25 protein-coding genes are annotated in these 23,782 nt (G+C 37.7%); 3 read left to right on the top strand and 22 right to left on the bottom strand.

The annotated features are described in order from the left end of the window. Position 1 precedes the first annotated feature (1 nt). The 9 genes from ABXT51_RS08890 to ABXT51_RS08850 form a co-directional block, all read right to left on the bottom strand. Positions 2-1,189 carry an enoyl-CoA hydratase/isomerase family protein gene (locus ABXT51_RS08890; protein ID WP_416695466.1) on the bottom strand — a complete coding sequence of 396 codons (1,188 nt, stop codon included), beginning with the start codon at positions 1,187-1,189 and terminating at the stop codon, positions 2-4. 17 nt (positions 1,190-1,206) lie between these two features. Next, complete coding sequence (locus ABXT51_RS08885) at positions 1,207-2,298, bottom strand: 3-hydroxyacyl-CoA dehydrogenase family protein (RefSeq protein ID WP_416695464.1); 1,092 nt, start codon at positions 2,296-2,298, stop codon at positions 1,207-1,209. Continuing rightward, the gene (locus ABXT51_RS08880) at positions 2,295-3,086 is read right to left on the bottom strand and encodes an alpha/beta fold hydrolase (protein ID WP_416686984.1); all 792 of its coding nucleotides are present in this window, start codon (positions 3,084-3,086) and stop codon (positions 2,295-2,297) included. The genes ABXT51_RS08885 and ABXT51_RS08880 overlap by 4 nt, the downstream gene beginning before the upstream one ends. Beyond that, positions 3,086-4,387, bottom strand: coding sequence for an O-acetylhomoserine aminocarboxypropyltransferase/cysteine synthase family protein (locus ABXT51_RS08875; RefSeq protein ID WP_416686982.1), 1,302 nt, complete (start codon positions 4,385-4,387; stop codon positions 3,086-3,088). The genes ABXT51_RS08880 and ABXT51_RS08875 overlap by 1 nt, the downstream gene beginning before the upstream one ends. Before the next feature lie 77 nt (positions 4,388-4,464). After that, positions 4,465-5,139, bottom strand: a complete 675-nt coding sequence (gene rpe, locus ABXT51_RS08870) for a ribulose-phosphate 3-epimerase (protein WP_416695462.1) — start codon at positions 5,137-5,139, stop codon at positions 4,465-4,467. A 12-nt stretch (positions 5,140-5,151) separates the two neighbouring features. Further along, complete coding sequence (gene gpmI, locus ABXT51_RS08865; RefSeq protein ID WP_416686980.1) at positions 5,152-6,678, bottom strand: 2,3-bisphosphoglycerate-independent phosphoglycerate mutase; 1,527 nt, start codon at positions 6,676-6,678, stop codon at positions 5,152-5,154. A gap of 14 nt (positions 6,679-6,692) precedes the next feature. Beyond that, positions 6,693-7,784, bottom strand: coding sequence for a redox-regulated ATPase YchF (gene ychF, locus ABXT51_RS08860; protein ID WP_416678023.1), 1,092 nt, complete (start codon positions 7,782-7,784; stop codon positions 6,693-6,695). A 12-nt stretch (positions 7,785-7,796) separates the two neighbouring features. After that, positions 7,797-8,366, bottom strand: a complete 570-nt coding sequence (pth, locus tag ABXT51_RS08855; protein ID WP_416686977.1) for an aminoacyl-tRNA hydrolase — start codon at positions 8,364-8,366, stop codon at positions 7,797-7,799. A 50-nt stretch (positions 8,367-8,416) separates the two neighbouring features. Next, the gene (locus tag ABXT51_RS08850; protein WP_416678019.1) at positions 8,417-9,109 is read right to left on the bottom strand and encodes a 50S ribosomal protein L25/general stress protein Ctc; all 693 of its coding nucleotides are present in this window, start codon (positions 9,107-9,109) and stop codon (positions 8,417-8,419) included. A 183-nt stretch (positions 9,110-9,292) separates the two neighbouring features. Here ABXT51_RS08850 and ABXT51_RS08845 point away from each other — a divergent pair, with 183 nt between their 5' ends. Both ABXT51_RS08845 and ABXT51_RS08840 read left to right on the top strand, forming a co-directional pair. Next, positions 9,293-9,682: a toxin-antitoxin system YwqK family antitoxin gene (locus ABXT51_RS08845; RefSeq protein WP_416686976.1), complete on the top strand. Its 390-nt coding sequence runs from the start codon at positions 9,293-9,295 to the stop codon at positions 9,680-9,682. 76 nt (positions 9,683-9,758) lie between these two features. Beyond that, a complete protein-coding gene (locus ABXT51_RS08840) occupies positions 9,759-10,154 on the top strand; it encodes a hypothetical protein (RefSeq protein ID WP_416695460.1) in 396 nt (131 codons plus the stop codon). 40 nt (positions 10,155-10,194) lie between these two features. Here ABXT51_RS08840 and ubiB read toward each other — a convergent pair whose 3' ends face one another. The 9 genes from ubiB to dsbD all read right to left on the bottom strand — a co-directional run bounded on the left by ubiB (position 10,195) and on the right by dsbD (position 19,497). Next, positions 10,195-11,799, bottom strand: a complete 1,605-nt coding sequence (gene ubiB / locus ABXT51_RS08835) for a ubiquinone biosynthesis regulatory protein kinase UbiB (protein WP_416695458.1) — start codon at positions 11,797-11,799, stop codon at positions 10,195-10,197. Beyond that, positions 11,796-12,317, bottom strand: a complete 522-nt coding sequence (locus ABXT51_RS08830; RefSeq protein ID WP_416686969.1) for an SCP2 sterol-binding domain-containing protein — start codon at positions 12,315-12,317, stop codon at positions 11,796-11,798. Before ABXT51_RS08830 ends, ubiB begins: the two co-directional genes overlap by 4 nt. 5 nt (positions 12,318-12,322) lie before the next feature. Next, positions 12,323-13,063 (bottom strand): bifunctional demethylmenaquinone methyltransferase/2-methoxy-6-polyprenyl-1,4-benzoquinol methylase UbiE, encoded by a 741-nt coding sequence (gene ubiE, locus ABXT51_RS08825; RefSeq protein ID WP_416678009.1) that lies wholly within the window; start codon positions 13,061-13,063, stop codon positions 12,323-12,325. Between the two features lie 2 nt (positions 13,064-13,065). Further along, complete coding sequence (locus tag ABXT51_RS08820; RefSeq protein ID WP_416695456.1) at positions 13,066-14,202, bottom strand: citrate synthase; 1,137 nt, start codon at positions 14,200-14,202, stop codon at positions 13,066-13,068. 10 nt (positions 14,203-14,212) lie between these two features. Further along, positions 14,213-14,566 carry an iron-sulfur cluster insertion protein ErpA gene (gene erpA / locus ABXT51_RS08815; RefSeq protein ID WP_416678005.1) on the bottom strand — a complete coding sequence of 118 codons (354 nt, stop codon included), beginning with the start codon at positions 14,564-14,566 and terminating at the stop codon, positions 14,213-14,215. A 34-nt stretch (positions 14,567-14,600) separates the two neighbouring features. Beyond that, on the bottom strand, positions 14,601-15,635 hold the full coding sequence (argC, locus tag ABXT51_RS08810) for an N-acetyl-gamma-glutamyl-phosphate reductase (RefSeq protein WP_416695454.1): 1,035 nt from the start codon (positions 15,633-15,635) through the stop codon (positions 14,601-14,603). Continuing rightward, entirely contained in the window at positions 15,635-16,987 is a 1,353-nt protein-coding gene (gene accC, locus ABXT51_RS08805) for an acetyl-CoA carboxylase biotin carboxylase subunit (RefSeq protein WP_416686962.1), read from the bottom strand. The genes argC and accC overlap by 1 nt, the downstream gene beginning before the upstream one ends. Next, positions 16,984-17,427 carry an acetyl-CoA carboxylase biotin carboxyl carrier protein gene (gene accB / locus ABXT51_RS08800; protein WP_416686960.1) on the bottom strand — a complete coding sequence of 148 codons (444 nt, stop codon included), beginning with the start codon at positions 17,425-17,427 and terminating at the stop codon, positions 16,984-16,986. Before accB ends, accC begins: the two co-directional genes overlap by 4 nt. 228 nt (positions 17,428-17,655) lie before the next feature. Beyond that, complete coding sequence (gene dsbD / locus ABXT51_RS08795; protein WP_416695452.1) at positions 17,656-19,497, bottom strand: protein-disulfide reductase DsbD; 1,842 nt, start codon at positions 19,495-19,497, stop codon at positions 17,656-17,658. A gap of 219 nt (positions 19,498-19,716) precedes the next feature. On the opposite strand from dsbD, the gene ABXT51_RS08790 reads away from it, so the two are divergent. Then, positions 19,717-20,607, top strand: coding sequence for a DMT family transporter (locus ABXT51_RS08790; protein ID WP_416695450.1), 891 nt, complete (start codon positions 19,717-19,719; stop codon positions 20,605-20,607). Positions 20,608-20,638: 31 nt separating this feature from the next. Here ABXT51_RS08790 and ABXT51_RS08785 read toward each other — a convergent pair whose 3' ends face one another. Genes ABXT51_RS08785 through ABXT51_RS08770 form a run of 4 tightly spaced genes read right to left on the bottom strand, consistent with a single transcriptional unit; the run spans position 20,639 to position 23,773 of the window. Further along, a complete protein-coding gene (locus tag ABXT51_RS08785; RefSeq protein ID WP_416695448.1) occupies positions 20,639-21,493 on the bottom strand; it encodes an alpha/beta hydrolase in 855 nt (284 codons plus the stop codon). A gap of 12 nt (positions 21,494-21,505) precedes the next feature. Next, complete coding sequence (locus tag ABXT51_RS08780; protein WP_416695446.1) at positions 21,506-21,913, bottom strand: nuclear transport factor 2 family protein; 408 nt, start codon at positions 21,911-21,913, stop codon at positions 21,506-21,508. Between the two features lie 9 nt (positions 21,914-21,922). Further along, the gene (locus ABXT51_RS08775) at positions 21,923-22,594 is read right to left on the bottom strand and encodes a glutathione S-transferase family protein (protein ID WP_416651999.1); all 672 of its coding nucleotides are present in this window, start codon (positions 22,592-22,594) and stop codon (positions 21,923-21,925) included. Between the two features lie 18 nt (positions 22,595-22,612). Continuing rightward, a complete protein-coding gene (locus ABXT51_RS08770) occupies positions 22,613-23,773 on the bottom strand; it encodes an LLM class flavin-dependent oxidoreductase (RefSeq protein WP_416695444.1) in 1,161 nt (386 codons plus the stop codon). Positions 23,774-23,782 lie beyond the last annotated feature (9 nt).

The following is a 23,782-nucleotide window of genomic DNA, read 5'->3' as shown; positions in this document are numbered from 1 at the left end:
GTTAATTTCTAAGCGTAATTCCATTATCTAACATAGACACAATTCTTGCTTGCGTTTCTTGCGTTTGAGCAAGAGTGAGGAATGAAGAGCGCTCAGCATCTAAAATATCTTGTTCAGTAAAAATAGTACCAGAAGCACAATTTCCACCAGTCATAATTCTTCCAATCTCAGTTCCAACAGTCACATCATGTGGCGTAAGCATGCCATTTTTATGATTTGTTGTAAGCCATTGCAACATTTCTTCAAAGTGGTCTACGCCAGAAAGTGCGAGGGGATTTCGGGCTTTTGCTTTTGAGGTTGTCTCAATCGATGAAAGCGCATCAGTCAGTATGCGGTCTCTATTCATATGAAAGACATCATTAGCTCTTCTCATTGATAGAGCATCAGCTTCTTGTGGAGAGTTGGCTTTTCTACCAAGTCCAATATTCATAAATGATTTCCAGGCACCTTTCCGATCGTCTCCTAGACTTTCAGACCACCTATATAGTGTTTCTTTACATCCACCACCAGCTGGAACAACCCCCATAAATGACTCAACAAGGCCCATGACAGAGTTAGCATGACCAACAACATGATCCGCATGAAGGACAACTTCAAAGCCACCACCAATTGACATGCCAACAGGGGCAGCAATTACAGGTAGTTTTGAATTTCTCATTTGTAGCATTGTGTTTTGAAAGTAAATAAGAAATGCATCAAGAGCATCAAAGTCATTTTTTTCAAAGCAATTTCTAACACTCCAAAGACTAACCCCACATGAGAAATGCTGGAAGTCATTGTGAATTACCACGCCTCGTAAGCCCTTTTTTTCAGACTCAGATATTGCATCAGAAATCATATCTAAAGACCCACTATCAAGAGCATTAGCTTTTGAGTGAAACTCAACAATTGCCGCGCCTTCGTATTCAAACCAGCTAGCAGACTCATTTGAATTGATTGCTTTGAGGGTTTGTCGCACTTCAGAAAATCTAAGCACACCATCTGGCCTGATAATTGGTTTTAGATTTCCACTAGGTGAGAGGGAGCTTAATCCAGATTTTGAATTGATATAAAATTTATTGTTAATAGCCTTAAGAAGAAACTCTGGAACGTCTCTACCATCAGCTTGTAGTCTGTCAACAAAGTACTCAATTCCAATTTCATCTAACAGCTCAAATGGCCCCTGAACCCAGTTATAGCCAAGCTTCATAGCATCATCTATCTGCGTTAAATCATCAGTGACCTCTGGTACCAGAGAAGCAGCATAGCAGAGCGTTTCTGAAATAACATCCCATATATAAAGACCATACGGGCTTGTGTCTTTAATAATAAAAGAGACCCCAATTTTTCTGCCTCTTCAAGAAGAGGAGTCTTTAAGCGCTCATGAGGACCATAACTTCCATTCGATAAATCAATTACTTGTCTTTCATCACCAATTTGTTTATAAAAACCTTTTTCATTTTTATTTCCAGTTTGGCCATTTGCAATCATTTTGCTCATAAACTTAATTTGAGACGAGTACTTATGAAAAGCATCATTTTCTGGAAGTATACTTACGAGGCTTTTGACAACATCAGCCATAAGATCAATGCCTATTAAATCATATAGTCCAAAAACCCCTGTCTTTGGAAGACCTAGAGGTCTGCCAAAAAAAGCATCCGCTTCTGTTGGTGATAGCTTATATTCAAAGGCTTTATGAAGGGCACACTGGATAGCAAAAACACCTACTCTATTAGCAAGAAAGCCAGGCGTATCTGAGCATGAGACAACACCTTTTCCAAGTATTTTCTCACTAAATAAATCAAGAGTATCAATTACTTCATCTCTAGTAAATTCACCACGCACCAATTCAAGTAATCTCATGAATCTAACTGGGTTGAAAAAATGAGTTATTGCAAAGCGCTCACAAAACTTTTTTGGCATTCCTTTTGTCAGAAGACTAATGGGAATCGTTGAGGTATTAGAGGTAATAATGGTTGACTCTTTACAACCTTCATTTAACTTTTGATAAAGGGCTTGCTTAATATCAAGCCTCTCTACAACAGCTTCAGCAATCCAATCGCAATCCTCAAGCTCATGGAAGTGATCACGCGTGTTTCCAATTCTTATAAGGCTTTCCGCCTCTTTACTCATAAGGCCAGGCATGTCTGGGTCTTTAAGCCTTTCAAGGCCTTTAGCCGCTAGGCTGTTTACGTTCTCACCCTCACTAGGAAGGTCAAGAAGCCAGACTTCTACCCCAGCATTTGCAACTTGACCAGCAATTCCAGCCCCCATTGTTCCGGCGCCAATAACGCCAACTTTTTTAATTTGATTTGTCATGAAGAGTTTTTTAGAATGAATGATTTAATAGCGTCAAGAGTATCTTTTGGAGACTCTATTGGAAGCATATGGCCTGCATTAGAAATAGTCGTAGTCTCAGCATTCAGCAGCTCAGCTAATTCTAAGCCGAATCGAAGAGGCGTATTTTTGTCTTCTGTTGCAAGAATAACATTAGATGGAATGTTGATATTTTTAGCACAATTTATGCCATTTTTATATTCAGTGCAAGCAATAAGATCTTCTGCTAGGGGATTATTAGCCATTATTTGTCGACCAATTCCTATAGGCTGCATTCCTGGAACAGCACTACTACCTGATTGTGACTGAGAGCCAAACCCCCACTTGAGCAACATATCAGCTGCATCAATAGGTGTCTTTTTAGCTGCGTCAACCAGAGCTTCGTTAACAGGTATTGAGGCAGCAGTTGCAACAGCAGTTAGTGTTTTTAGTTTTGCCCCTAAAGAGCTGGCTGTCTCCAAAGCAACAAGAAATCCTTGAGAGTGGCCAACAAGATGTATTGATTCACAGCCTGCTAGTTTAAGAGTTTTTCCAAGCCATTTGCCCATCTCTTCAATTGTTTTTAAAGGCTTACCTTCTGAAAGGCTATGACCTGGCAGGTCAGGTGCAAATACTGAAAAACCATGAAAAGCAAACCATCTAGCCTGAAGGGCCCAAGACCTATGGTCTAGACCACTTCCATGAATAAACACCACAGTAGGTTTTTTGGGATCAAATGCACAGCCACCGGTGGCTACAAAAATATTTTCTCCATCAACAACAATATTCATTATGAAATTGCCTTTTCTACTGCTTTAAGCCCAGATTTGAAGTCACTAATAATATCTGTTACAGATTCTATTCCAACAGATACGCGTATTAAGTCAACACTACTTCCAGCTGCTTTCATTGCTTCTTCATCAAGGCGCGAGTGAGTAGTACTAGCTGGATGAAGAACTAAGGTTCTTGAGTCACCAACATTTGCTAAATTAGATGATAATTTTAGTGCATTGATAAATGCCGCACCACCTTCTCTGCCCCCTTTGACCCCAAAGCAAAGCATAGAGCCAGCACCATTTGGAAATAGCTTTTGAGCAATTTCATAAGTTGGGTTTTCGGGTAAATCTGGATGGTTAACCCACATAACAGCGGATTGTTCTAGGAGCCACTTTGCAAGTTTAACCGCATTTTTTACATGTTGATTCATTCTAAGGGTGAGAGTTTCTATTCCTTGAAGAATCAAAAATGCACTATGAGGGCTCATTGCTGGACCAAAATCACGCATTGATTCTGCTCTAATTTTCATTGATAGGGCAGAGGGACCAAATTCTTCCCAAAAATTTATACCATGAAATGGCTCATAAGGTGTTGTTAGGGTTGGGTGTTTGTTGCTAGAACCCCAGTCAAAAGAACCGCCATCAACAATTACCCCTCCAACAGCAACTCCATGCCCACCAATCCATTTTGTGACTGAGTGAACAACTACATCAACGCCGTGCTCTAAAGGCTTGCATAATACAGGCGTAGCAAAAGTAGCATCCACAACAAGCGGCAAGTTATTTTGATGGGCGATTTCAGCAATTTTAGGAAGGTCAGAAACCTCGAGTCCTGGATTTCCTATTGACTCACAAAACACAAGCTTAGTATTTTCTTGTATTGCGTCTTTTAGGGCTTTTTCATCATTTATAGAAACAAAGGTACATTCTATATTAAACCTTTTAAGAGTGTGTTTTAGAAGTGTTGCTGTCGAACCATAAATTTGTGACGCACTTACAATATGATCTCCTGCAGAACACAGGCTAATAAAAGTAACAAAAAGTGCACTCATGCCTGAAGCAGTACAAATAGCTCCAACACCACCTTCAAGTGCAGCAATACGCTGCTCTAAAACCGCAACTGTTGGATTGGTCATTCGGCTATATATGTGACCACCTTTTTCAATATTAAAAAGAGCTGCAGCATCGTCAACTGTTTCGAAAACATAAGAGGTGGTTTGGTATATAGGAACTGCTCTGCTTCCAAAAGACGATTCTGGCTGATAACCAGAATGCAAAGATATTGTTTCAGGACCAAAAAAGGATGACTTTCCCATAAATGCTCAGTTTAAAAAACAAAGAGAATATTTTCTCACAACTGGCTATTGAGGTGGTTTAAATTTTGTCTTAAAGGTTATTTAGCTAAAGCCAGCTCTTTGCGCATTTTGTCAATCGTTAACTTGTAATTTTCAGTATTAAAAATTGCTGACCCGGCGACAAATGTATCAGCACCAGCTGCCGCAATTTCTTGAATATTGTCAACTTTAACGCCACCATCAACCTCAAGTCTTGTGCTAAGGCCTTTTTCATCAATTAATTTTCTTACAATTTTCAATTTTTCTAAAGACGAGGCTATGAAAGACTGACCTCCAAATCCTGGATTTACTGACATCAGCAGTATCATGTCAAGTTGATCGATTACATGCTCTAAATAGTGAAGTGAAGTTGCTGGGTTAAAAACTAAACCTGCTTTGCAGCCATTTTCTTTTATAAGCCCTATTGTGCGGTCTATATGATCAGAGGCTTCGGGGTGAAATGTGATGTAAGAAGCCCCCGCTTTTGCAAAGTCAGGAATAATTCTATCGACTGGCTTGACCATTAAGTGAACATCGATTGGTGCAGTAACACCATGATTTCTCAGTGCTTCACAAACTAAAGGCCCAATTGTAAGGTTTGGCACATAGTGATTATCCATGACATCAAAATGAACAATGTCGGCACCAGCAACTAAAACATTATCAACCTCTTCTCCAAGCTTAGCAAAATCTGCTGAAAGTATTGAGGGGGCGATAAAGTTTGATTGCTTCATTTTAGTCTCCGTTTATTCTATAAAAAGGCTTTGGCCTGTCATTTCTTTTGGCTGATCAATTTCCATAAGCTCCAAAAGCGAAGGCGCTAGGTCTGCAAGTGTACCAATATGTGGGCCCAATAGTGAGCTTTTCCTTTTCCCAACATATATTAAAGGGACTGGATTAGTTGTATGTGCAGTATGGTTTTTTTGCGTTTCAGGGTCTAACATTTGTTCTACATTTCCATGGTCTGCAGTAATGAGGACTTCGGTTTCAGACTCTAGACATGCCTGGTGAATTTTTCCTAAGCAGCTATCGACTGCTTCAACGGCTTTAATGGCCGCCTCAAGGTTTCCAGTGTGCCCAACCATGTCTGTGTTGGCAAAATTACAAACAACCAGTTTATGTTTTCGAGATTTAAGTTCTGAAATAAGATTTTCAGTTAATTCGTATGCACTCATTTCTGGCTTTAAATCATAAGTTTTTACATTAGGCGATTGAATAAGCTTTCTTTCTTCTCCAGCAAGTATTGTCTCAACGCCCCCATTAAAGAAAAAGGTAACGTGTGCGTATTTTTCAGTTTCAGCAATTCTAAGCTGACTAAAACCAAGGCTTGAAATATAGTAACCCAGAGTGTTAAAGACAGATATTGGAGGATAAGCGCACTCAAGATTAAAGTCTTTCTTGAACTCTGTGAGGCAAATAAAATTGCATTTTTTGAACGCATGCCTATCAAATCCATCAAATATTTCTGAAGTTAGAGCTTGAGTTATTTCTCTTGCACGATCTGCACGATAATTCATAAAGATTACTGTATCGCCATTATTAATTTTTACAGGTTCACCAATAATTGTAGGAGCAATAAACTCATCATTTTCGCCTTCTTCATAGGCCATTTGGATTGCATTTTTTGCAGAATCTGCTTTACGATCTCCTTTTCCAGAAGATATTAATTCATAAGCTTTTGAAACCCTCTCCCAGCGATTGTCTCGATCCATTGCATAGAACCTTCCTACTACTGAAACAATTTTACCTAAATTTAGCTCAGAGATTTTTAACTCCAGCAGTTCAATAAATTTTGAGGCACTGTTTGGCGGCGTATCACGCCCATCTGTAAAGACATGAAAATAAACCTCTTTGCAGCCTTTTTGTTTTGCCAGCTCAAGAGCCGCATAAATGTGGTCTTGGTGAGAGTGAACTCCTCCATCAGATAAGAGTCCAAGAATATGCACTGCTTTATTATTAGCCTTAGCAGAGTCAAGTGCTTTGCACAAATTTTTATTGCTGAAGAAAGCACCACTTTTAATGTCATTACCTATTCTGGTGAAATCTTGCTCAACAATTCTTCCCGCACCAATTGTTAAGTGGCCTACTTCTGAATTGCCCATTTGGCCTTCCGGCAGTCCAACACTTTTTCCAGAGGTACCAATTAACGTATTAGGGTAGGTATCAATAAGATGATTCCAGTTAGGGGTATTGGCCATTGCTATTGCGTTATTCTCAGTGTTTTGAGAATAGCCCCAGCCATCTAAAATTAAAAGTAGTTTTGTATTTTTCATTGAAAAATTAACAGTTATACATTAAATAAAAAGTGAACTACATCACCATCTTTAACAACATATTCCTTTCCTTCAGAGCGCAACTTGCCGGCGTCTTTTGACCCTTTTTCGCCTTTATATTGAATAAAGTCTTCATATGAAATCGTTTCAGCTCTAATAAAGCCTTTTTCAAAGTCACCATGTATTTTACCCGCGGCCATTGGAGCTGAATCTCCAATGTTTATTGTCCAGGCTCTAACCTCTTTAACACCTGCGGTAAAATATGTTTGAAGCCCTAGCAAGCTATATCCCGCTTTAATTAGGCGATCAAGGCCAGATTCAGATTGCCCCATCTCATCTAAAAAACCTTGCTTGTCTTCGTCATCAAGCTCAGCAATTTCAGACTCAATATCAGCACATACAGCAACAACTTGACTATTTTCATTATCTGCATAGTTCGTTAATGCAGATAAGTGAGGATTGTTTGTAAAGCCATTTTCACTTACATTGGCAACATAAAGAACTGGCTTTGAAGTAAGCAATTGCAGACCCTTAACTAGCTTTTCCTCTTCTTCAGTAAAGACAAGAGATCTAACTGCATGGCCTTCTTCAAGAGTTGGTAGGATTTTTTCAAGCAAGTTTTTTAAAGGCAGACCTTCTTTTTGCCCTGATTTGGAGTTTTTTATAGCTTTTTGGTAGGCCTTTTCTGCGCTAAAAAGATCGGATAAGGCAAGCTCCGTATTAATTGTATCTATGTCATCAAGTGGATCAACTTTGTTTGAAACATGAATGATGTCATCATTTTCAAAGCATCGAACAACGTGCAGGATTGCATCTGTTTCACGAATATTTGAAAGAAATTGATTTCCTAGTCCTTCACCTTTTGAAGCGCCCTCAACCAATCCAGCAATATCTACAAACTCCATTGTGGTTGGTAAAATTTTTTCTGGAGTAACGATGTTTGCTAATCCTTGTAATCGAGGATCATTAACAGGCACGATGCCAACGTTTGGCTCAATCGTACAAAAGGGGTAGTTTTCTGAATCTATGCCCGCCATTGTTAGCGCATTGAATAGAGTTGATTTACCTACATTTGGAAGTCCAACTATGCCACATTTAAATCCCATCTTTTTGCTCCATTATAAGGAATGAAGGGCCTTCATAGCGGCTTCAAAATCTCCATCAACTAGCATTTCAATAACGCCTGATGCTTCTATCATTCCTTGTTCAATTAGTTTTAATTCAGAGCTAGTTGGGGAGCTTAAAACAAAATCTACAACATCATTTTTTGTTCCTGGATGGCCTATTCCCATTCTTAGACGATAAAAATTATTCGTATCAAGTGCTTTAATTGCGTCTCTTAAGCCGTTATGACCACCATGTCCACCACCTAGTTTTAGCTTGATTAAGCCAACAGGCAAATCTAACTCATCATGAATCACAAGAGTCTCTTCAGGTTTGATGTTGTAATAACTCAATAAGCTTTTGATAGAGCCGCCAGAATTATTCATAAAGGTCTGAGGCTTGAGAAGGTGAACTTTTTTAGAGCCAAAGCTAATGGTTGAAGTTTCTCCTAGAAACTTAGACTGACCATTAAATTTGGAGCCTAAAACGCTAGCTAATGAATCAACAAACCAAAAGCCGGCGTTGTGACGATGTCCTTGATATTCTTTTCCTGGGTTTCCCAGTCCAACAATTAATTTAATCATTACAACGCTTCGTTTAAGTATTTATTGAGCCAATAAGGGCTGGCAACGTTTTATTCTTTTTCGTCACCATCTTTTGAACCTTCAGAGCCCTCATTAGATTCACCCTCTTCGCCTTCTGTTTCAGAATCAGTAGATTCTATTATTTCTTCCTCTTCCTCTACGATAACTTTAGGTTCCGTGACAGAACATACAGTTTGATCATGCGCCTCAACATCTTCATGCTGAAGTGAAGTAATTACAACGCCTTTAGGCAAGACAAGATTAGTTAGTGTTAGATGATCACCAATCTCTAGATTGGTAACATCTACATCAATACCATTTGGAAGGTCTTGCGGTAAGCATGAGATTTCAACCGAAACAACGAATTGATTCAGCATATTTCCTAGCCTTAATGCCTCATTTTCATCCATTCCAATAAAGTGTAATGGAGTCATTGTAACAAGAGCGTGTTTTGCGTCTACTCGTAAAAAATCCATATGTTGAACAGTATTTTTTGCAGGATGACGCTGAATGTCTTTTAAAACAACAGATTCTTTTGATTTATCAACCATCAAATCTAATACAGAAGTGAATGTATTTTCATTTTCTAGTAAGTGGGTGATTTCATGAATGTTTAGTGTTACCATCTGTGGCGCTTTAGTTCCACCATAAACGATACCTGGTACTCTTTCTTCTTTTCTCAAGCGGCGGCTCGCACCTTTCCCTTGATCTTTACGCTCTAATGCGTTTACAGTAATACTCATTTTGAGTTCTCCAATAAATAAAAAAACACCACGTTTAGTGGTGTAACCAATATTGCCCGTCTTGCGACCAGATAGGCTGGAGCATTATTTTACCCGAATTTCTTTTGCTATAGTCATCATTGGGGTGCACTCAGGCATCAAACGAAATTTGGACTTTAAGGCAAAATCAAATATAATCTTACTATGAATAAAAATACAAATGGACTACATACTGAGAATTTAGATAATGGCATGAGGCTAGAGACAACTTATAAAGATGGCATTAAATATGGAAGGGAAACTTACTGGTATGAAAGTGGCAAAAAAGCTTCAGAGGGATTCTATGAAAATAATGAGCTTGCAGGAACGCTGACTTATTGGTATGAGAATGGGAAAAAAGCTTCAGCAGGTTTTTATGAAGATAATAAACTTGAAGGAGTTCTAACTGCTTGGAATGAAGATGGTCTTTTAGAGTCCGAGCAAGAATATAAAAATGGTATTCTTAATGGTAAATCTATTTTCTATGAAGATGGTGTAAGAGCGGCAGAGTACATTTTGGAAAATGGAGAGATATCAGGAAATACTAACGGCTGATCAGCTTAATATAGTCTTAGTATAAAGGCTCCTAATCAATGTTTAACTTTTTGCCTAAGACTTAGACTCACTTATTATGACAAAATTATTCCTAATTGTACTTTTTTTAACGTCCCATTCAATTTCTGCTGATGAAATTAATAAAATGGCTACAATTGATGGAGATCCCGATGGAATTATAGTTGAGAGCTTTTCTTTTGAGAGAAAAGAGCTAACTGATAGTACTTCAATTTTCATCAGTACTAATGAAGTTACAAGTATTAAGTGTGCCATTTATGATAAAAATGATAAGCCAATAAAGGCTTCAGACGGCATAGCCACTCCTCCGCTTAGTAAGGTTTTGGTTTTATCTCAAAACGCAATGATTACATCAGTTAAATGTTGGGAACAAGGCCCTGAAAAAAAAGTAAAAATAATAGATAACTCAGTTGATATGTACTACAAGATGCCAACTTTTTTACTAGATGACTAAACCCGTAAAACTTCCAATTTTTACGTCTTGTTGAGTTTCTTTAGCGAGATTTAAACCAGAATATAAGGCTGGAAAATGCACTTACTGCTGCATAAGTCCAGATTGATTGAGTAACAAGGAACCCTGTGAGTGCAAGAAGCGATATTGCAATAATAGTTGCACGCTCCTTTAGAGAATTTTCTCGAAGTTGAGAGAGAATCGCTTCTGTTTGTTTTTTTGAATTTTCTTGTTTAAGCGAGCCTTTTTCAATTTGTTTTAAAGCGTTAATAACCAACATAGGGATTTCGGGTAATTCTAAAATAAGTTCAGGGAGTTGAGCAGAGATTTTTTTAACAGTGTTTTTTAAGCTGTATTTGTCTTTGGCAAGCTTTTCAAGGTAAGGCTTTGCAGTTGCCCAAAGGTCAAGTTCAGGGTATAGAGTTCGACCTAACCCTTCAATGTTTAGTAACGTTTTATAGAGTAATAGAAGTTGAGGCTGAACTTCCATATCAAAACGTTTGGCCTCTTTTAGTAAGCTTAATAAAACTTGACCAAAAGAAATTTCACTTAAAGGTTTTTCGAATATCGGTTCACAAACGCTTCGAATGGCGTTTTCAAACTCTAAGACGTTTGTTCCTTCTGGTATCCACCCTGACTCAAGATGGACTTGAGCTACTTTTTTATAATCCTGATTGAAAAACGCTAAAAAGTTTTGAGCAAGATAGTATTGATCGGCCTCTGTTAGGGTACCCATAATGCCAAAATCAACACCAATATATTGATCATTTTCACCAACAAAAATGTTTCCTGGATGCATATCAGCATGGAAAAAATTATGATCAAACACTTGGGTGAAGAAAATCACCACACCATTTTCAGCAAGAGTTCGAAGGTTTGTATCAGTACTCTTTAAGGCCTCAATATTAGTTACTGGAGTTCCATAAATGCGCTCAGTTACTAGTATGTTAGAGCGGCAATAATCCCAGTGTACTTTTGGAACATAAAGAAGGCTAGAGTCACTAAAGTTCTTTCTAAGTAGAGATGCATTAGCTGCTTCAACCATCATATTAAGTTCGTTATAAATGATAGTTTCAAATTCAGCAACCGCTTCTCTTGGCCTTAGTCTTTTGCCGTCAGGATGCTTTTCAGCTAAGCCTGCAAATGCATAAAGTAGGCGAATATCTCTTTTAATTTGTTTTTCTATTCCTGGGCGAACAACCTTAATAATAATTTCTTCCTCATTATGAGTAATCGCACTATGAACCTGTGCAATAGATGCCGAGGCTAAGGGTTCATCATCAAAAGATGCAAATAGGGTTGAGACGCTTTCATCAAGGGCTTTTTCAATAATCAACTTAGATTCTTTAGCAGGAAAGGGAGGGCATTTATCTTGGAGTTTTGCTAATTCATTGCCTATATCTTCTGGAAGAAGGTCCCTTCGAGTTGAGAGCGTTTGACCAAATTTAATAAATATTGGGCCTAGTTCTTCGAGTGCAAGGCGAATTCTTTCACCTCGAGTAAATTTTTTGCTCGGAAAGTAATGCCATGGTGTCAAATAAATTAGTGGCTTGAGGCTTTTTAAGAGCGAAGTAGATAATATAAGATGATCTAATCGATACCGAATTAGAGTCCTTGATATGCCAAGGAAGCGAAAAAAGCTTTTCATCTAGAACGCGCTTTTTTAAAAAATTTAGACCGACTAGGGGCAATCAAAAGAGTGGTAAATTCATTTTTTAAGTTTTCAACAAATGAATCCTTTTCCTGAGATGATGAGCCTTTAATCCTATCTAATGTTTGTCCAAGCTGATGCGCAATAATGTCCCCAGTATATTGAGAAATAAGCTCTTCAATGTCAATAGAGGATAATGCGAGTAAGTCAGCCAACTGCTGTGCTGTTTTAATGCTTCCATTAATTTCAATATCTTCGCTTTCAATTAAATCTTCAAAAGATATACCTTTAAATAAAGCTAAAAAGGCTTTTTTATTGAGAGTGATATCAACATTAGTATTTTTTTGCTCACTATTTTCTATGACGAAAATGCGAGAATTTAGACACAGAAAAAAAAGCCTTAAATCAATATCATCAACATACACGCTAACTAGACTATTATCGAGGCGCGTTATGTTAATGTCATTAACATTTACCATGTGGTTAAGAGCTTTTTCAATAGCGAGGCGAAACATAGTAATTAAGTTTTGATTGCTTTATGAAGTGCGACTATGCCACCCGTAAGATTGTGATACTCACAAAAACCAAACCCAGCATCAAGCGCCATAGACTTCAAGGTTTCTTGATCAGGATGTTTGCGAATTGATTCCGCAAGGTATTGATAACTATCTTCATCATTTGCAAAAAATTCACCAAATTTTGGTATAACGTTGAAAGAGTATAAATCGTATATCTTTTTAAGCATCTCATTTTCAACTTTAGAAAACTCCAAAATCAGTAATGTGCCACCTTTTTTTAAAACACGATACATTTGCTGAAGGGCAACATCTTTATTTGTTACATTCCTTAAGCCAAACGCAATACTTACACAATCAAATGTGTTGTCTTCAAATGGGAGAGATTCAGCATTGGCCTGAACAAAGTCCACATCAATAATGCCATGATTCAAAAGATTTTTTCTACCCTCATTCAGCATTGAGCCATTGATGTCAGATAAGATAACCTTTCCAGATTCGCCAACTTTTTTTCTAAATTTTATAGCCAGATCACCTGTTCCTCCAGCAATATCAAGAACATGATCTCCTTCTGATACATTGCTACTAGAGATTGTGTAGTTTTTCCACAGACGGTGGGTCCCCATTGACATGACATCATTCATGAGGTCATATTTGCCTGCAACTGAGTCAAATACACCCTTAACTAGGCCTTGTTTTTTTTCAACGTCGACCTGTTTAAAGCCAAAGTGTGTAGTCTTGTCCATTATTAACTAGAGGGATAGTCCCTAAAGTCAGCACCAGTATATATCTGTGTTGGCCTAAAGATTCTATTGTGACTAACCTGCTCGTGCCAATGAGCTACCCATCCAGCTGAACGAGCCATGGCAAAAATAGGAGTAAAGTGTTCTTTGGTAAAGCTAAATATTTCTGAGTAAAGGATGCCAGAATAAAAGTCAACGTTGGGATAGACACCTTTTTGAGACAATAACTCCTCACAGATGCTTTCAACTTCAAGCGCTGTTTCGAATCGGTTAGATAAGTTGAGGCCATTTTTCTTAATATAAGTTTTAATCATTTTTTCAAGAATTGTGGCTCTAGGATCTTTGGTTTTATACTCACGATGACCCATTCCCCAGATAACTTGTTTGTTTTTGAGTCTATTTTCAATCCAAGGGCGGGCATTTTTTGCAGAACCAATTTCATCAAGCATAAGAAGCACATTTTCATTTGCGTTGCCATGCAAAGGTCCTGCAAGTGTTCCAACTCCTGATGCAATTGAAGAAAAAGGATTAGCAAGAGTAGATGCTGTCACCATGGTAGAAAAAGTGGAGGCGTTGATTGTATGCTCGGCATGTAAAATTAAGGAGGCATCTAAAAGGTTAATAATTTCTGGGTCAGATTCCTCTCCAAAACACATGTACATAAAATTTTCAGCATAAGACATCTTGTTGCTTGGAGGAATTGGATCATATCCTCTACTAATGCGAGTCCACATTGCGACCAGAGTGCTCATGTTTGAGATTATTTTAATAAGCGCATTTTGCGTATAGGCCGAGTCTGGCTCTGATGCGCCAGCATCTGGGTAAAAAGTAGCCATTGCAGCCATTGCAGTTTGAAGCACATCCATTGAGTGGCCAGTTGGTGGAAGCGACCAAAGTAAATGGCGGATTTTTCGTTTTACTTCATTTCTTTTTTGTAAAATATTTTTAAAGGTTGACAGCTCTTTAGGTGAAGGCAATTCACCATTCATTAACAACAAAGCAGTTTCTTCAAATGAGGAGTGCTCGACGAGATCTTGAATGGAGTAGCCTCTATAAGCGAGTATTCCTTTTTCTCCATCGATTGAAGAAATTGCTGATTTAGTTGCTGGAACACCTGCTAGGCCTGGAATATATTCGGTCATAATATTGTTATTAAATTGAAAAAGAAGAGCCACAACCACACGTGGTTTTGGCATTAGGGTTACTTACAATAAATCTTGCTCCTTGGAGATCCTCAAGATAGTCTACTGTTGAACCCATTAGATACTGATAACTCATTGGGTCGATAACTAACTCAACGCCCTGCTTATTAACACCACTATCACCTTCTTTAAGGTTTTCATCAAAAGCAAAGCCGTAGGAGAAGCCTGAACATCCTCCACCAGTAATATAAACTCTAAGCCTTAAAGCTGGGTTTTTTTCTTCCTTGATGAGTTGCGCCACCCTGCTTGCAGCACTATCGCTAAAAACTATATCAGCTTCATCTTGAATTTCAGCGGCAACCATAGGGCATCTCCAAATTATTATATATAGACTGCTTTTAAGGCAGTATACCAATCTGTCTAAGGCCTTCCTTTTCTGCAAGCCCAAACATTAAGTTCATATTTTGGATTGCTTGTCCCGCAGCACCCTTAACTAAGTTGTCAATAACCGACATAATTACTAGTTTATTGCTGTGTTCAATATACTGAATTGAAATCTGGCAATAGTTCGATGATTTAACTGAACGCGTTTCAGGATAAGTACCTTCAGGGAGTATTTTAACAAATTCTTCGTTTTTGTAGGCATTTTCGAAATAAGGCCTAACATTGACAGATGAATCAACAAGGTCAACATAAATCGTAGCCTCTATGCCTCGAATCATAGGAAGCAAGTGGGGAACAAAAGTTAATCCAATTGGCTTCCCAGCAATAAGTTCTAGCTCTTGCTTTATTTCAGGAAAGTGTCTGTGGCCACCTACTGCATATGGCTTAAAGCTTTCAGTTATCTCACAAAGAAGAGTTGCTTGGTTGGCAATTCTTCCTGCTCCGCTAGCTCCAGATTTGCAGTCTGCAATTATGTTTGAGATATCAATTAAGCCACTCTCAAGAAGAGGCTTTAAGGCCAGAAGAACGGCTGTTGGGTAACATCCAGGATTTGCAACTAGTCGTGCATTTTTTATAGCATCTCGTCTAATTTCAGGCTGACCATATACTGCCTCCTCAAGAAGTGAAGGCTGTGAGTGTTCCATTTTGTACCAATCTGACCATAAGTCAGCATCATTAATCCTAAAGTCAGCACCCAAATCAACAACTTTGACGCCTTTTTCAAGAAAAGATTCAGCATTATCCATGGCAACCCCATGAGGCGTTGCAAAGAAAACAATATCACATTCAAATAAAGCTTTATCATCGGGAAGTGAATATACCAACTCTGAGAGACCATGCATGTTGGGGAAAACGTCTGATATTTTTTTACCTTGAAGAGCCCTTGATGTAATCGAGGTAACTTCTGCAAGTGGATGTTGATGGATGATACGCAATAGTTCAATACCGGTATATCCTGAACCACCAATTATTCCAACTTTAATTTTCATTATTCTTCATCCCCAAGCATCTTTTCTAGATAGTGAATATTCATACCACCTTTCCTAAACACTTTATCGGTCATAATTTTTCTTTGAAGTGGAATATTTGTTTTTATTCCATCAATAACCATTTCATCAAGAGCATTTTGCATCTTAATAATTGCATTATTTCGATTGTCGCCAAAAGTAATCACTTTTCCAATCATAGAGTCATAGTATGGCGGGACATTATAGCCATTATAAATGTGAGAGTCTATTCTAACTCCAAGACCGCCAGCAGCATGGTACTGTGTAATTTTTCCTGGTGAAGGCATAAAAGTTTCAGGATCTTCAGCATTAATTCTACATTCAATAGCATGACCTTTAATTTCAACTTGATCTTGAGTTATTGATAACTTATCACCACCCGCAATTAAGATTTGTTCACGGACAATATCAACACCAGTGATCATTTCAGTTACTGGATGCTCAACCTGAACTCTAGTGTTCATTTCAATAAAGTAAAACTCATCATTATCGAAAAGAAATTCAAAGGTCCCAGCTCCACGATAGTTAATTTTTTTACAAGCTTCAGCACAAATATTGCCAATTTTATTTCGTAATTTTGGAGAGATTCCTGGTGCAGGAGCCTCTTCTACAACTTTTTGATGACGCCTTTGCATTGAGCAGTCTCTTTCACCAAGATGTACTGCGTTTCCATGCTGGTCCGCTAGAATTTGAATCTCAACATGGCGAGGGGTCGTTAAGAATTTTTCCATATAAACTTCACCATTACCAAAAAAGCTTAACGCCTCAGATTGAGTGAGCCTTATTGAGTCAGCTAAGTCATCTTCAGAGTCAACAACTCGCATTCCTCGGCCACCACCACCACCAGAAGCTTTAATAATTATTGGTAAGCCAATTTCTCTGGCAATTTTAATGCTTCTTTGTTCGTTGTCATCTAATGCTCCATTTGATCCTGGAACACAAGGTACGCCAGAGCTTTGCATTGCCTCAATGGCAGCTACCTTGTCCCCCATAACCCTTATATTTTCTGCGTGTGGACCAATAAAGATAAAGCCACTTTGCTCAACTTGATCGGCAAAATCGGCGCTTTCAGAAAGAAATCCATATCCTGGATGTATTGCATCAGAGTGTGTGACCTCAGCCGCACTTATAATAGCTGGAATATTTAAATAGCTTTTGATAGATGGATGTGGCCCAATACAAACGGCTTCATCAGCTAAACGAACGTGCTTTAAGTCTTTATCTGCTGTTGAATATACTGCTACAGTTTGGATTCCAAGTTCTTTGCAAGCCCTAAGAATTCGAAGTGCAATTTCACCCCGGTTAGCAATTAAAACTTTTTTTATTGAGCTCATTCGACTATGATTAGCGGTTGTCCAAATTCTACAGCTTCACCATCTTTAACAAGAATTTGAAGGACTGTTCCAGACTTCTCAGCTTCAATTTGGTTCATTATCTTCATGGCCTCAACAATACCAATGGTGTCGCCCTGTTTTACGTGCTGACCAATTGTAACAAAAGGCTTTGCAGTTGGAGATGGGGCTGAATAGTAAGTTCCTACCATGGGAGATGTTAGAGACTGACCAACAGTTGAGGGCTCATCTGCAATTGCTGGAGCCGCAACCACTGGAGGCAATGAAGTAGGCGCTTGTTGCTGAACAAAAGAGTGACTTGGTGCAGGCGAATTTCCATATCTAGAAATTTTTACTGACTCTTCACCTTCTTTAATTTCAATTTCTGACATTCCAGATTCCTCTAGAAGCTCCATTAGCTTTTTAACTTTTCGAATATCCATTTACGTTCCCCTTTATTATTCTTTGCAACTAGTTTTTTGAATCTAAATACAAATTCACATTGCGGCCATTAAGGCAGGCAATGATTGCAAGTTCATGTTTTGGCTTAAAAATATAATAAATAAGCCTTTAAGACTAGATTTTAACTGTAAGTAACTAAGAAGTATTTTAACATCTATTTAATCAAATATAGCTACAATTCGAAGCTTTTAGAGGAAATTAATAAATATTTATTGCAGATTATTTATGTGGGCTACAAACTCTTTAGCGCTAAATTCACCAATAATTCTTTGGTCTCTAAGCTCGATGCCATTTTTAAAAAATAATATGGCGGGTGGTCCAACAAGTGAGAATCTTGCAAGTATCGACTGGTTAAAGCGATTATTCTCAGTAACGTCTAATGTGTGTTTAAGAGAATCTGCAAGAGCCTCATTGACTTGTCTGTTTGAGAATACAACCCTCTCTAGCTTGTTGCAAGAAATACACCATTCTGCATAAAACTTAATGACCAGTAGGCTGTTATTCTTTGTAGTTATAGCTAATAATTTATTAAATTCATCTTCATCTGTAATTACTTGAAAGTCGACACTATTTGATGAATCTATGCTGTCCCCATAAATGATTGAGTCAAGAGGTTGCTGAATATCACCACCACCTTTTGCCACCAATAGCCATAGCAAGACGCCATAAGCTAAGAAAATCAAACATGTTGCTTTAAATAGTAAACTCCAGAAGCTAATAGGTTTAGTGATTTTGTTAAAAACACCAAGCATAATTGGCCCTAGAGTGAATAGGAGTGACCATAGAATTAGAGATAAAAGTGGACTCAGAATTCGATCCAGTAAATACAGAGAAACAGCAATCATTGAAAGACCAAAAATTTTCTTGACGTTTTCCATCCATAGTCCAGCTTTTGGCAGTGCATTGACACCCCAGCCACAAATTATTATTAAAGGGATGCCCATTCCCAGTCCCATTGCAAAAAGACTAGCAGCGCCTTTAGCAGCACTTCCTCCAGCAATAACATAACTTAAAGCAGTTGCAAGGAATGGCGTAACACATGGACCAACAATTAGGGCAGAAAGGAACCCCATGATGCTAACACCAATGAAATCCCCACTCGTTTGCCTGTTACTTAGGTTTGTAATCTTGACCTGCAATTTAGAGGGTAGTTGAATGTCATAGTATCCAAACATTGAAAATGCTAAGAATAGAAAGATTAAACTGAAAACAATTAAGACCCAGGGAGTTTGCATTATCGCCTGAATATTTATGCCAGCTCCAAAGTAGCCTGCTGTCGCTCCAATCAAAGCATAAGCGAGAGACATTGAAAAAACGAAGACAACCGACATCAAGATAGCTCTTGGAGTGCTTGGAGCTTTCTTTTGTCCAATAATAATTCCAGACAGTATTGGGACCATTGGGTATACACAAGGCGTCCAAGAAAGAGCCAACCCAGCCAAAAACGCTGCAATTAATAAAGTTAAACCGCCTTGTTGAAACTTTTCATTGGCACTTTTTTCTGACTTTGTTATTTGACTATTATCTTGAGAAGAAAATGCTTGAGTTCCATTAAAATCAACTTGAATGGTATCGCTCTGAGGGGGATAACAAACTCCACCCTCCCAGCAGCCTTGGTGTTCTAGTGTTAATATAACTTTGTTGCTAACAATGTCGGTAAGTGAAAGAATAACCTCCACGGATGAATTGTAAATATTGACCTCACCAAAAAACTCATCAACTTTTAACTTTGCCTTTGGAAACAGGGCATCTTCAATTGTTGCTCCTTTGACTGAAAAAGAAATTTTATCTTTATAGAGATAATAGTTTTCTTTAACAATCCATCTCACAGCAATTGTATTTTCATCAACCGAAATAGCGCTTAACTTGAAAGCCTCGTTAACTTTTACTGGGCTTTTTTCAAAACCGAGATTATTTTCAGACTGCAATAAAATTGATGATTGATTGCTTTCACTTAGAGTAGGTTCTTTATCAACTGAAAGGATTTCAGCCCAGCTTGTTGAGAGAGGGACAAGGATCAAAAGCAGAATGATAGAAAAAAATTGCTTCATAAAATTATTTAAAATTGGGTAACTTTATTCAAAAGAAATAGTCAAAATCTGACGGGTTTCTGAAAGAATTACAGTATATATTATAGTCTAATCAAAGTTTTGCTCGAGTGACGTTTCTTGGTTGCCATAGAGCTATTTTGTTTAAAATCGATTCTTGATTAATTATTTAAGTTATTTTAATTAGTGATTTATTAAGTAAATGAATTTTTGGTGTTTTTTATGAAAAATCTTACTTTAAGTCCCCGTTTGATTCCATGGCTATTTGTTTTGATATGGAGTACAGGCTTTGTGGCTGCAAAATATGGCCTTCCATATGCAGAACCTTTTACTTTGTTGTCTTACCGTAATGGCCTTACATTAATAGTGCTATTTATAATTATGCAAGTTAAGAAAAGCATTTGGCCAAGTTCTGGCATGGCATTTATTCACTTGATGGTAACAGGTTTATTAATTCATGGAGTTTATCTTGGTGGTGTTTTTCAAGCTATTAAGTGGGAAATACCTATTGGACTTACGGCTATGATTATTGGACTTCAGCCACTAGGAATGGCCTTTATTGCAGGAATAATTCTCCATGAGAGGATTATAAGAAAACAATGGATAGGTTTAATAATAGGGTTTTTAGGACTATATTTGGTTTTATTTGAAAAGTTTGATTTAGCTATTGAGGGATTTTTTACTGGTTTTTCTTTTCTGGCAGTTTTAGCTGTCTTTGGGTCGCTAGTTGGTATCTCTCTAGGGACTATTTATCAAAAGCGATTTTGTAGTGATATGGATTTAATTAGTGGAACTTTGATCCAATACCTTGGTGCTTTTATACTATGCATTATTATGTCCCTTTGTTTTGAGACTGGTGATATTCTTTGGACTAATGCATTTATGATTACCCTAGCTTGGCAGGTCTTTGGCCTATCAATCGGTGCAGTGCTGTTATTAATGACAATGATAAAGCAAGATGCTTTAGCAAGAGTTGGTAGTTATTTTTATCTAGTTCCAGCTCTTGTTGCTATCCAAGCTTGGTATTTATTTGATGAAACTATGAACTTTATCTCAATAATTGGGGTTTTATTAATAGTATTTGCAGTCGCAATAGCTAGCTCAAAAAAATAAGGATTCTAAAGTAGTACATTAATAAGTTTATTTAAAGCAACCAATTCTTTACTTTTATGAAAATCTGAGAGTCCTTATTTGCAAGCCGCTCTACTACTCCAAAGTGATCTACATCTGGTTCTGCATGATAATCAAGCGGAGCATTATGCTCTTTCCACTTTTCAACAAATTTATTAGTTTGCCAATGAAATTCAGGAGTCTCTCCATCACCAAGTGCTACTAGAATGGGAGCGCTTGTTTTTGGTTCAAAGAAATGAGGGCTTAATGCTTTGCTTTCCTTATCATCTAAGCCTAGCGCATCACCTATTGTTGTCTCTCTAATTGGATCGAGTTGATAAAGGCCACTTATTGGAATACCTGTCTTTACAATATTTTTTGGTAAGTCATTGGATATTTGTTGCCAATCTGTTGCAAGAACCATACCAGTGATATGGCCACCTGCAGAATGTCCAGAAATATTAATTCGATTTTTTGAAATTGAGTACTTATCAGCATTTCGCCACAACCAAATGATAGCCTCTTGTATTTTTTCAACAATATTGGTCATGCTTGCACCAGGACATAGTTGATAGCCAATAAGAGCAACATCAATCCCAGATTGCACAAATGACTCAGCTACAAAGCTATAGAATGATTTATCACCTCGCTGCCAGTATCCACCATGAATAAAAATGAATAGCGGCGCATTATCTTGTCCACAACGAAAAATATCTAGCTTATCTTTTTCACCACTTCCATATTGACAATCAATTGAGGAATCTACAGTAGCTCTGAAAGTGGCGCTTCTTTTAGTCCATTTATTAATAAGACCGTCAAAATCATCAACTAATAATCTTACGTTATAACCCTTCTCTAATATTGGGTCAATGGCTTTAGTTCTTGTCATTTAAAATCCTTTTTAGTTAGTTCTACTTTTATAAAAAGTATCTTTATGGATAATTAGTCCATCACGGAATGTCAAGATATCAATACTCAAAAAGTCTTGAGTTTCACCAGATTTGAGTTTTGCAAGTCGATGAAATTCACAGTAAGCTTTGTCTCCAGAAATCCTGGTATCAATTGGGGTCCATTGAACACTCTCAACACTATTAAACAGTCCCTCGAAAATTCCTCTGATAGTATCCAGTCCAGAAAACCGAGTACCATTGATATTAGGCCCTGTTGCGTGGTCAAACACCACATCTTCCGCAAAAAATGACATTACTTTATCAATATCATTTTGATTGTAGGCATTAGTAATTTTATCAAGCAGATCGGTGGTTATTCCTGCTTCTTTTGTTGAAATATTTGAATTAAAGATTGACATAGAAGTTAATTATAAATTTTTCTCACCTTTGGTTTGTAATTTCAAGAATTCTTCAGGTGAGTTGCCAAATGGCTGCATTGCGTGTTCTTTGTAAGGATTTCTCTCAGTTAGTCTTTGATACCATGCTTCAATTCCAGGCATTGATGGTCTTTTAATATCAAGGACAAAGTACTTATGTATTAAAACACCAAGAGGAATGTCACCATAAGTAAAATCATCACCAGCAACAAATTTATTATTATCTAAATGCCCCTCAAGCACTTTCAGTACTTCAGCACTCTGCTTTGCCATTTCAGCAATCTTGTTATAATCTCTTTGTGACTCTTCAGTTCGAACAAGCTGCCAAAAAACAGGAAAAAAAGTTCCCATAAAACCATCTGTAGACCAGGTCATCCATTGATCAGAGATTGCCGCCTTTTGAGGATCTTTAGGATAAAGATTACCAAAACCATACTGCCTTGCAAGATAGCGAATTATTGCATGGGATTCCCACAATACAAACCCATTGTCACGAATAGTAGGTATTTTTGAGTTAGGGTTAAGGGATTTATAATCATCAGCATCTAGATCACCTGATTCAGTTCCTATAGAGTGCCTTTTGTAATCAACACCTAACTCAGATAGAGTCCAAAGGACCTGTATAACTTGATTAGCATTTTTTCTACCCCAAACTTCTAACATTTATTTAATCTCCTATTCTTAAACTCCATCTGGATTAAACCTGGGCATAACCCTCTCCGAAAATAAAGCCATGCTTTTGAGTATTTTTTGATAGTCAAATCCTGGAAATTGTTGAAGCAGCATAATATGATTTAGACCAATTGATTTATTAAGCTTATCAATTTTCTCAGCAACATAGTCTGCATCACCAACCCATATCAGTTCATACTTCATAAGGAAATCAAACCACTCTCCATTGAGATCTTCATCAGTTGGATTGGCATCTTCATCTAGATAGGCTTTTCTAGTCCAACTTCCTTCTGGTCTCGAACCACTTAGATATTCATAATAGCCATTGATTGCAGCTCTAGCATCTTTGTCAGCCTGCTCCATTGTTTCAGCAACATAAATAACGGTGCATACTCCAACACCATCCCCTCTTTGGTATTTTGCCCCATCATGTGACTCTGCATTGGCATAGGCATCCCAACAACTTACAAGCTTTCCTGGAGGGCTCGACATGCCAATCACCTTAAATCCTCTCTCAGCAGCTAATTTATAGGTGTGTGGTGAATTCGACATTAGCCATACTGGAGGATGTGGATTTTGATAAGGCCTAGGATGGATATACATACCAGTATATTCACCTTCTTTTGAGTGATATTCTTTTTCAAGAGGCATTAAGAATCGGTTTGATTCTTTCCAACCGGGAACAGGGAACTCATAAAACTCTCCCTTATGTGAAAATGGATCTTGGGTCCATGCTTTTAATATGACTTCAAGAGACTCCATGAATAGTCTGTAGCTTTTTTCATTATCTCTTCGATCAGCCTCTTTATTGAATTGAATTGTCACCCTTTCATTAATACCCTTGGCAACTCCAAAATCAACCCTTCCTTCAGTCATGTTATCAAGCAGTGCTATATCTTCTGCCACTCTTAATGGATGCCAATCAGGAAGAACGATTGGTGCCTGACCTACTCTTATTCTTTTTGAGTGAGAAGCTAGATCAAGAGACATCATTATTGGATTAGGTGGGGCATTTAGATAACCATTGTGTGCAAAGTGATGCTCTGTAAGCCAAACAGTTGTGAAATCAGCCTGTTCAGCTAAATTCGTTTGCTCACGCATCATTTTAACAACACGATTCCAAGGAATATTTTCTCCTGGATTAAAAAATGGAACAAAATCAAATCTCATAGATATCCA

The sequence above is a fragment of the Candidatus Pseudothioglobus sp. Uisw_050_01 genome (assembly GCF_048085775.1).
Lineage (GTDB): Bacteria > Pseudomonadota > Gammaproteobacteria > PS1 > Pseudothioglobaceae > Pseudothioglobus.
This window is presented reverse-complemented; position numbering and strand designations above follow the sequence as displayed.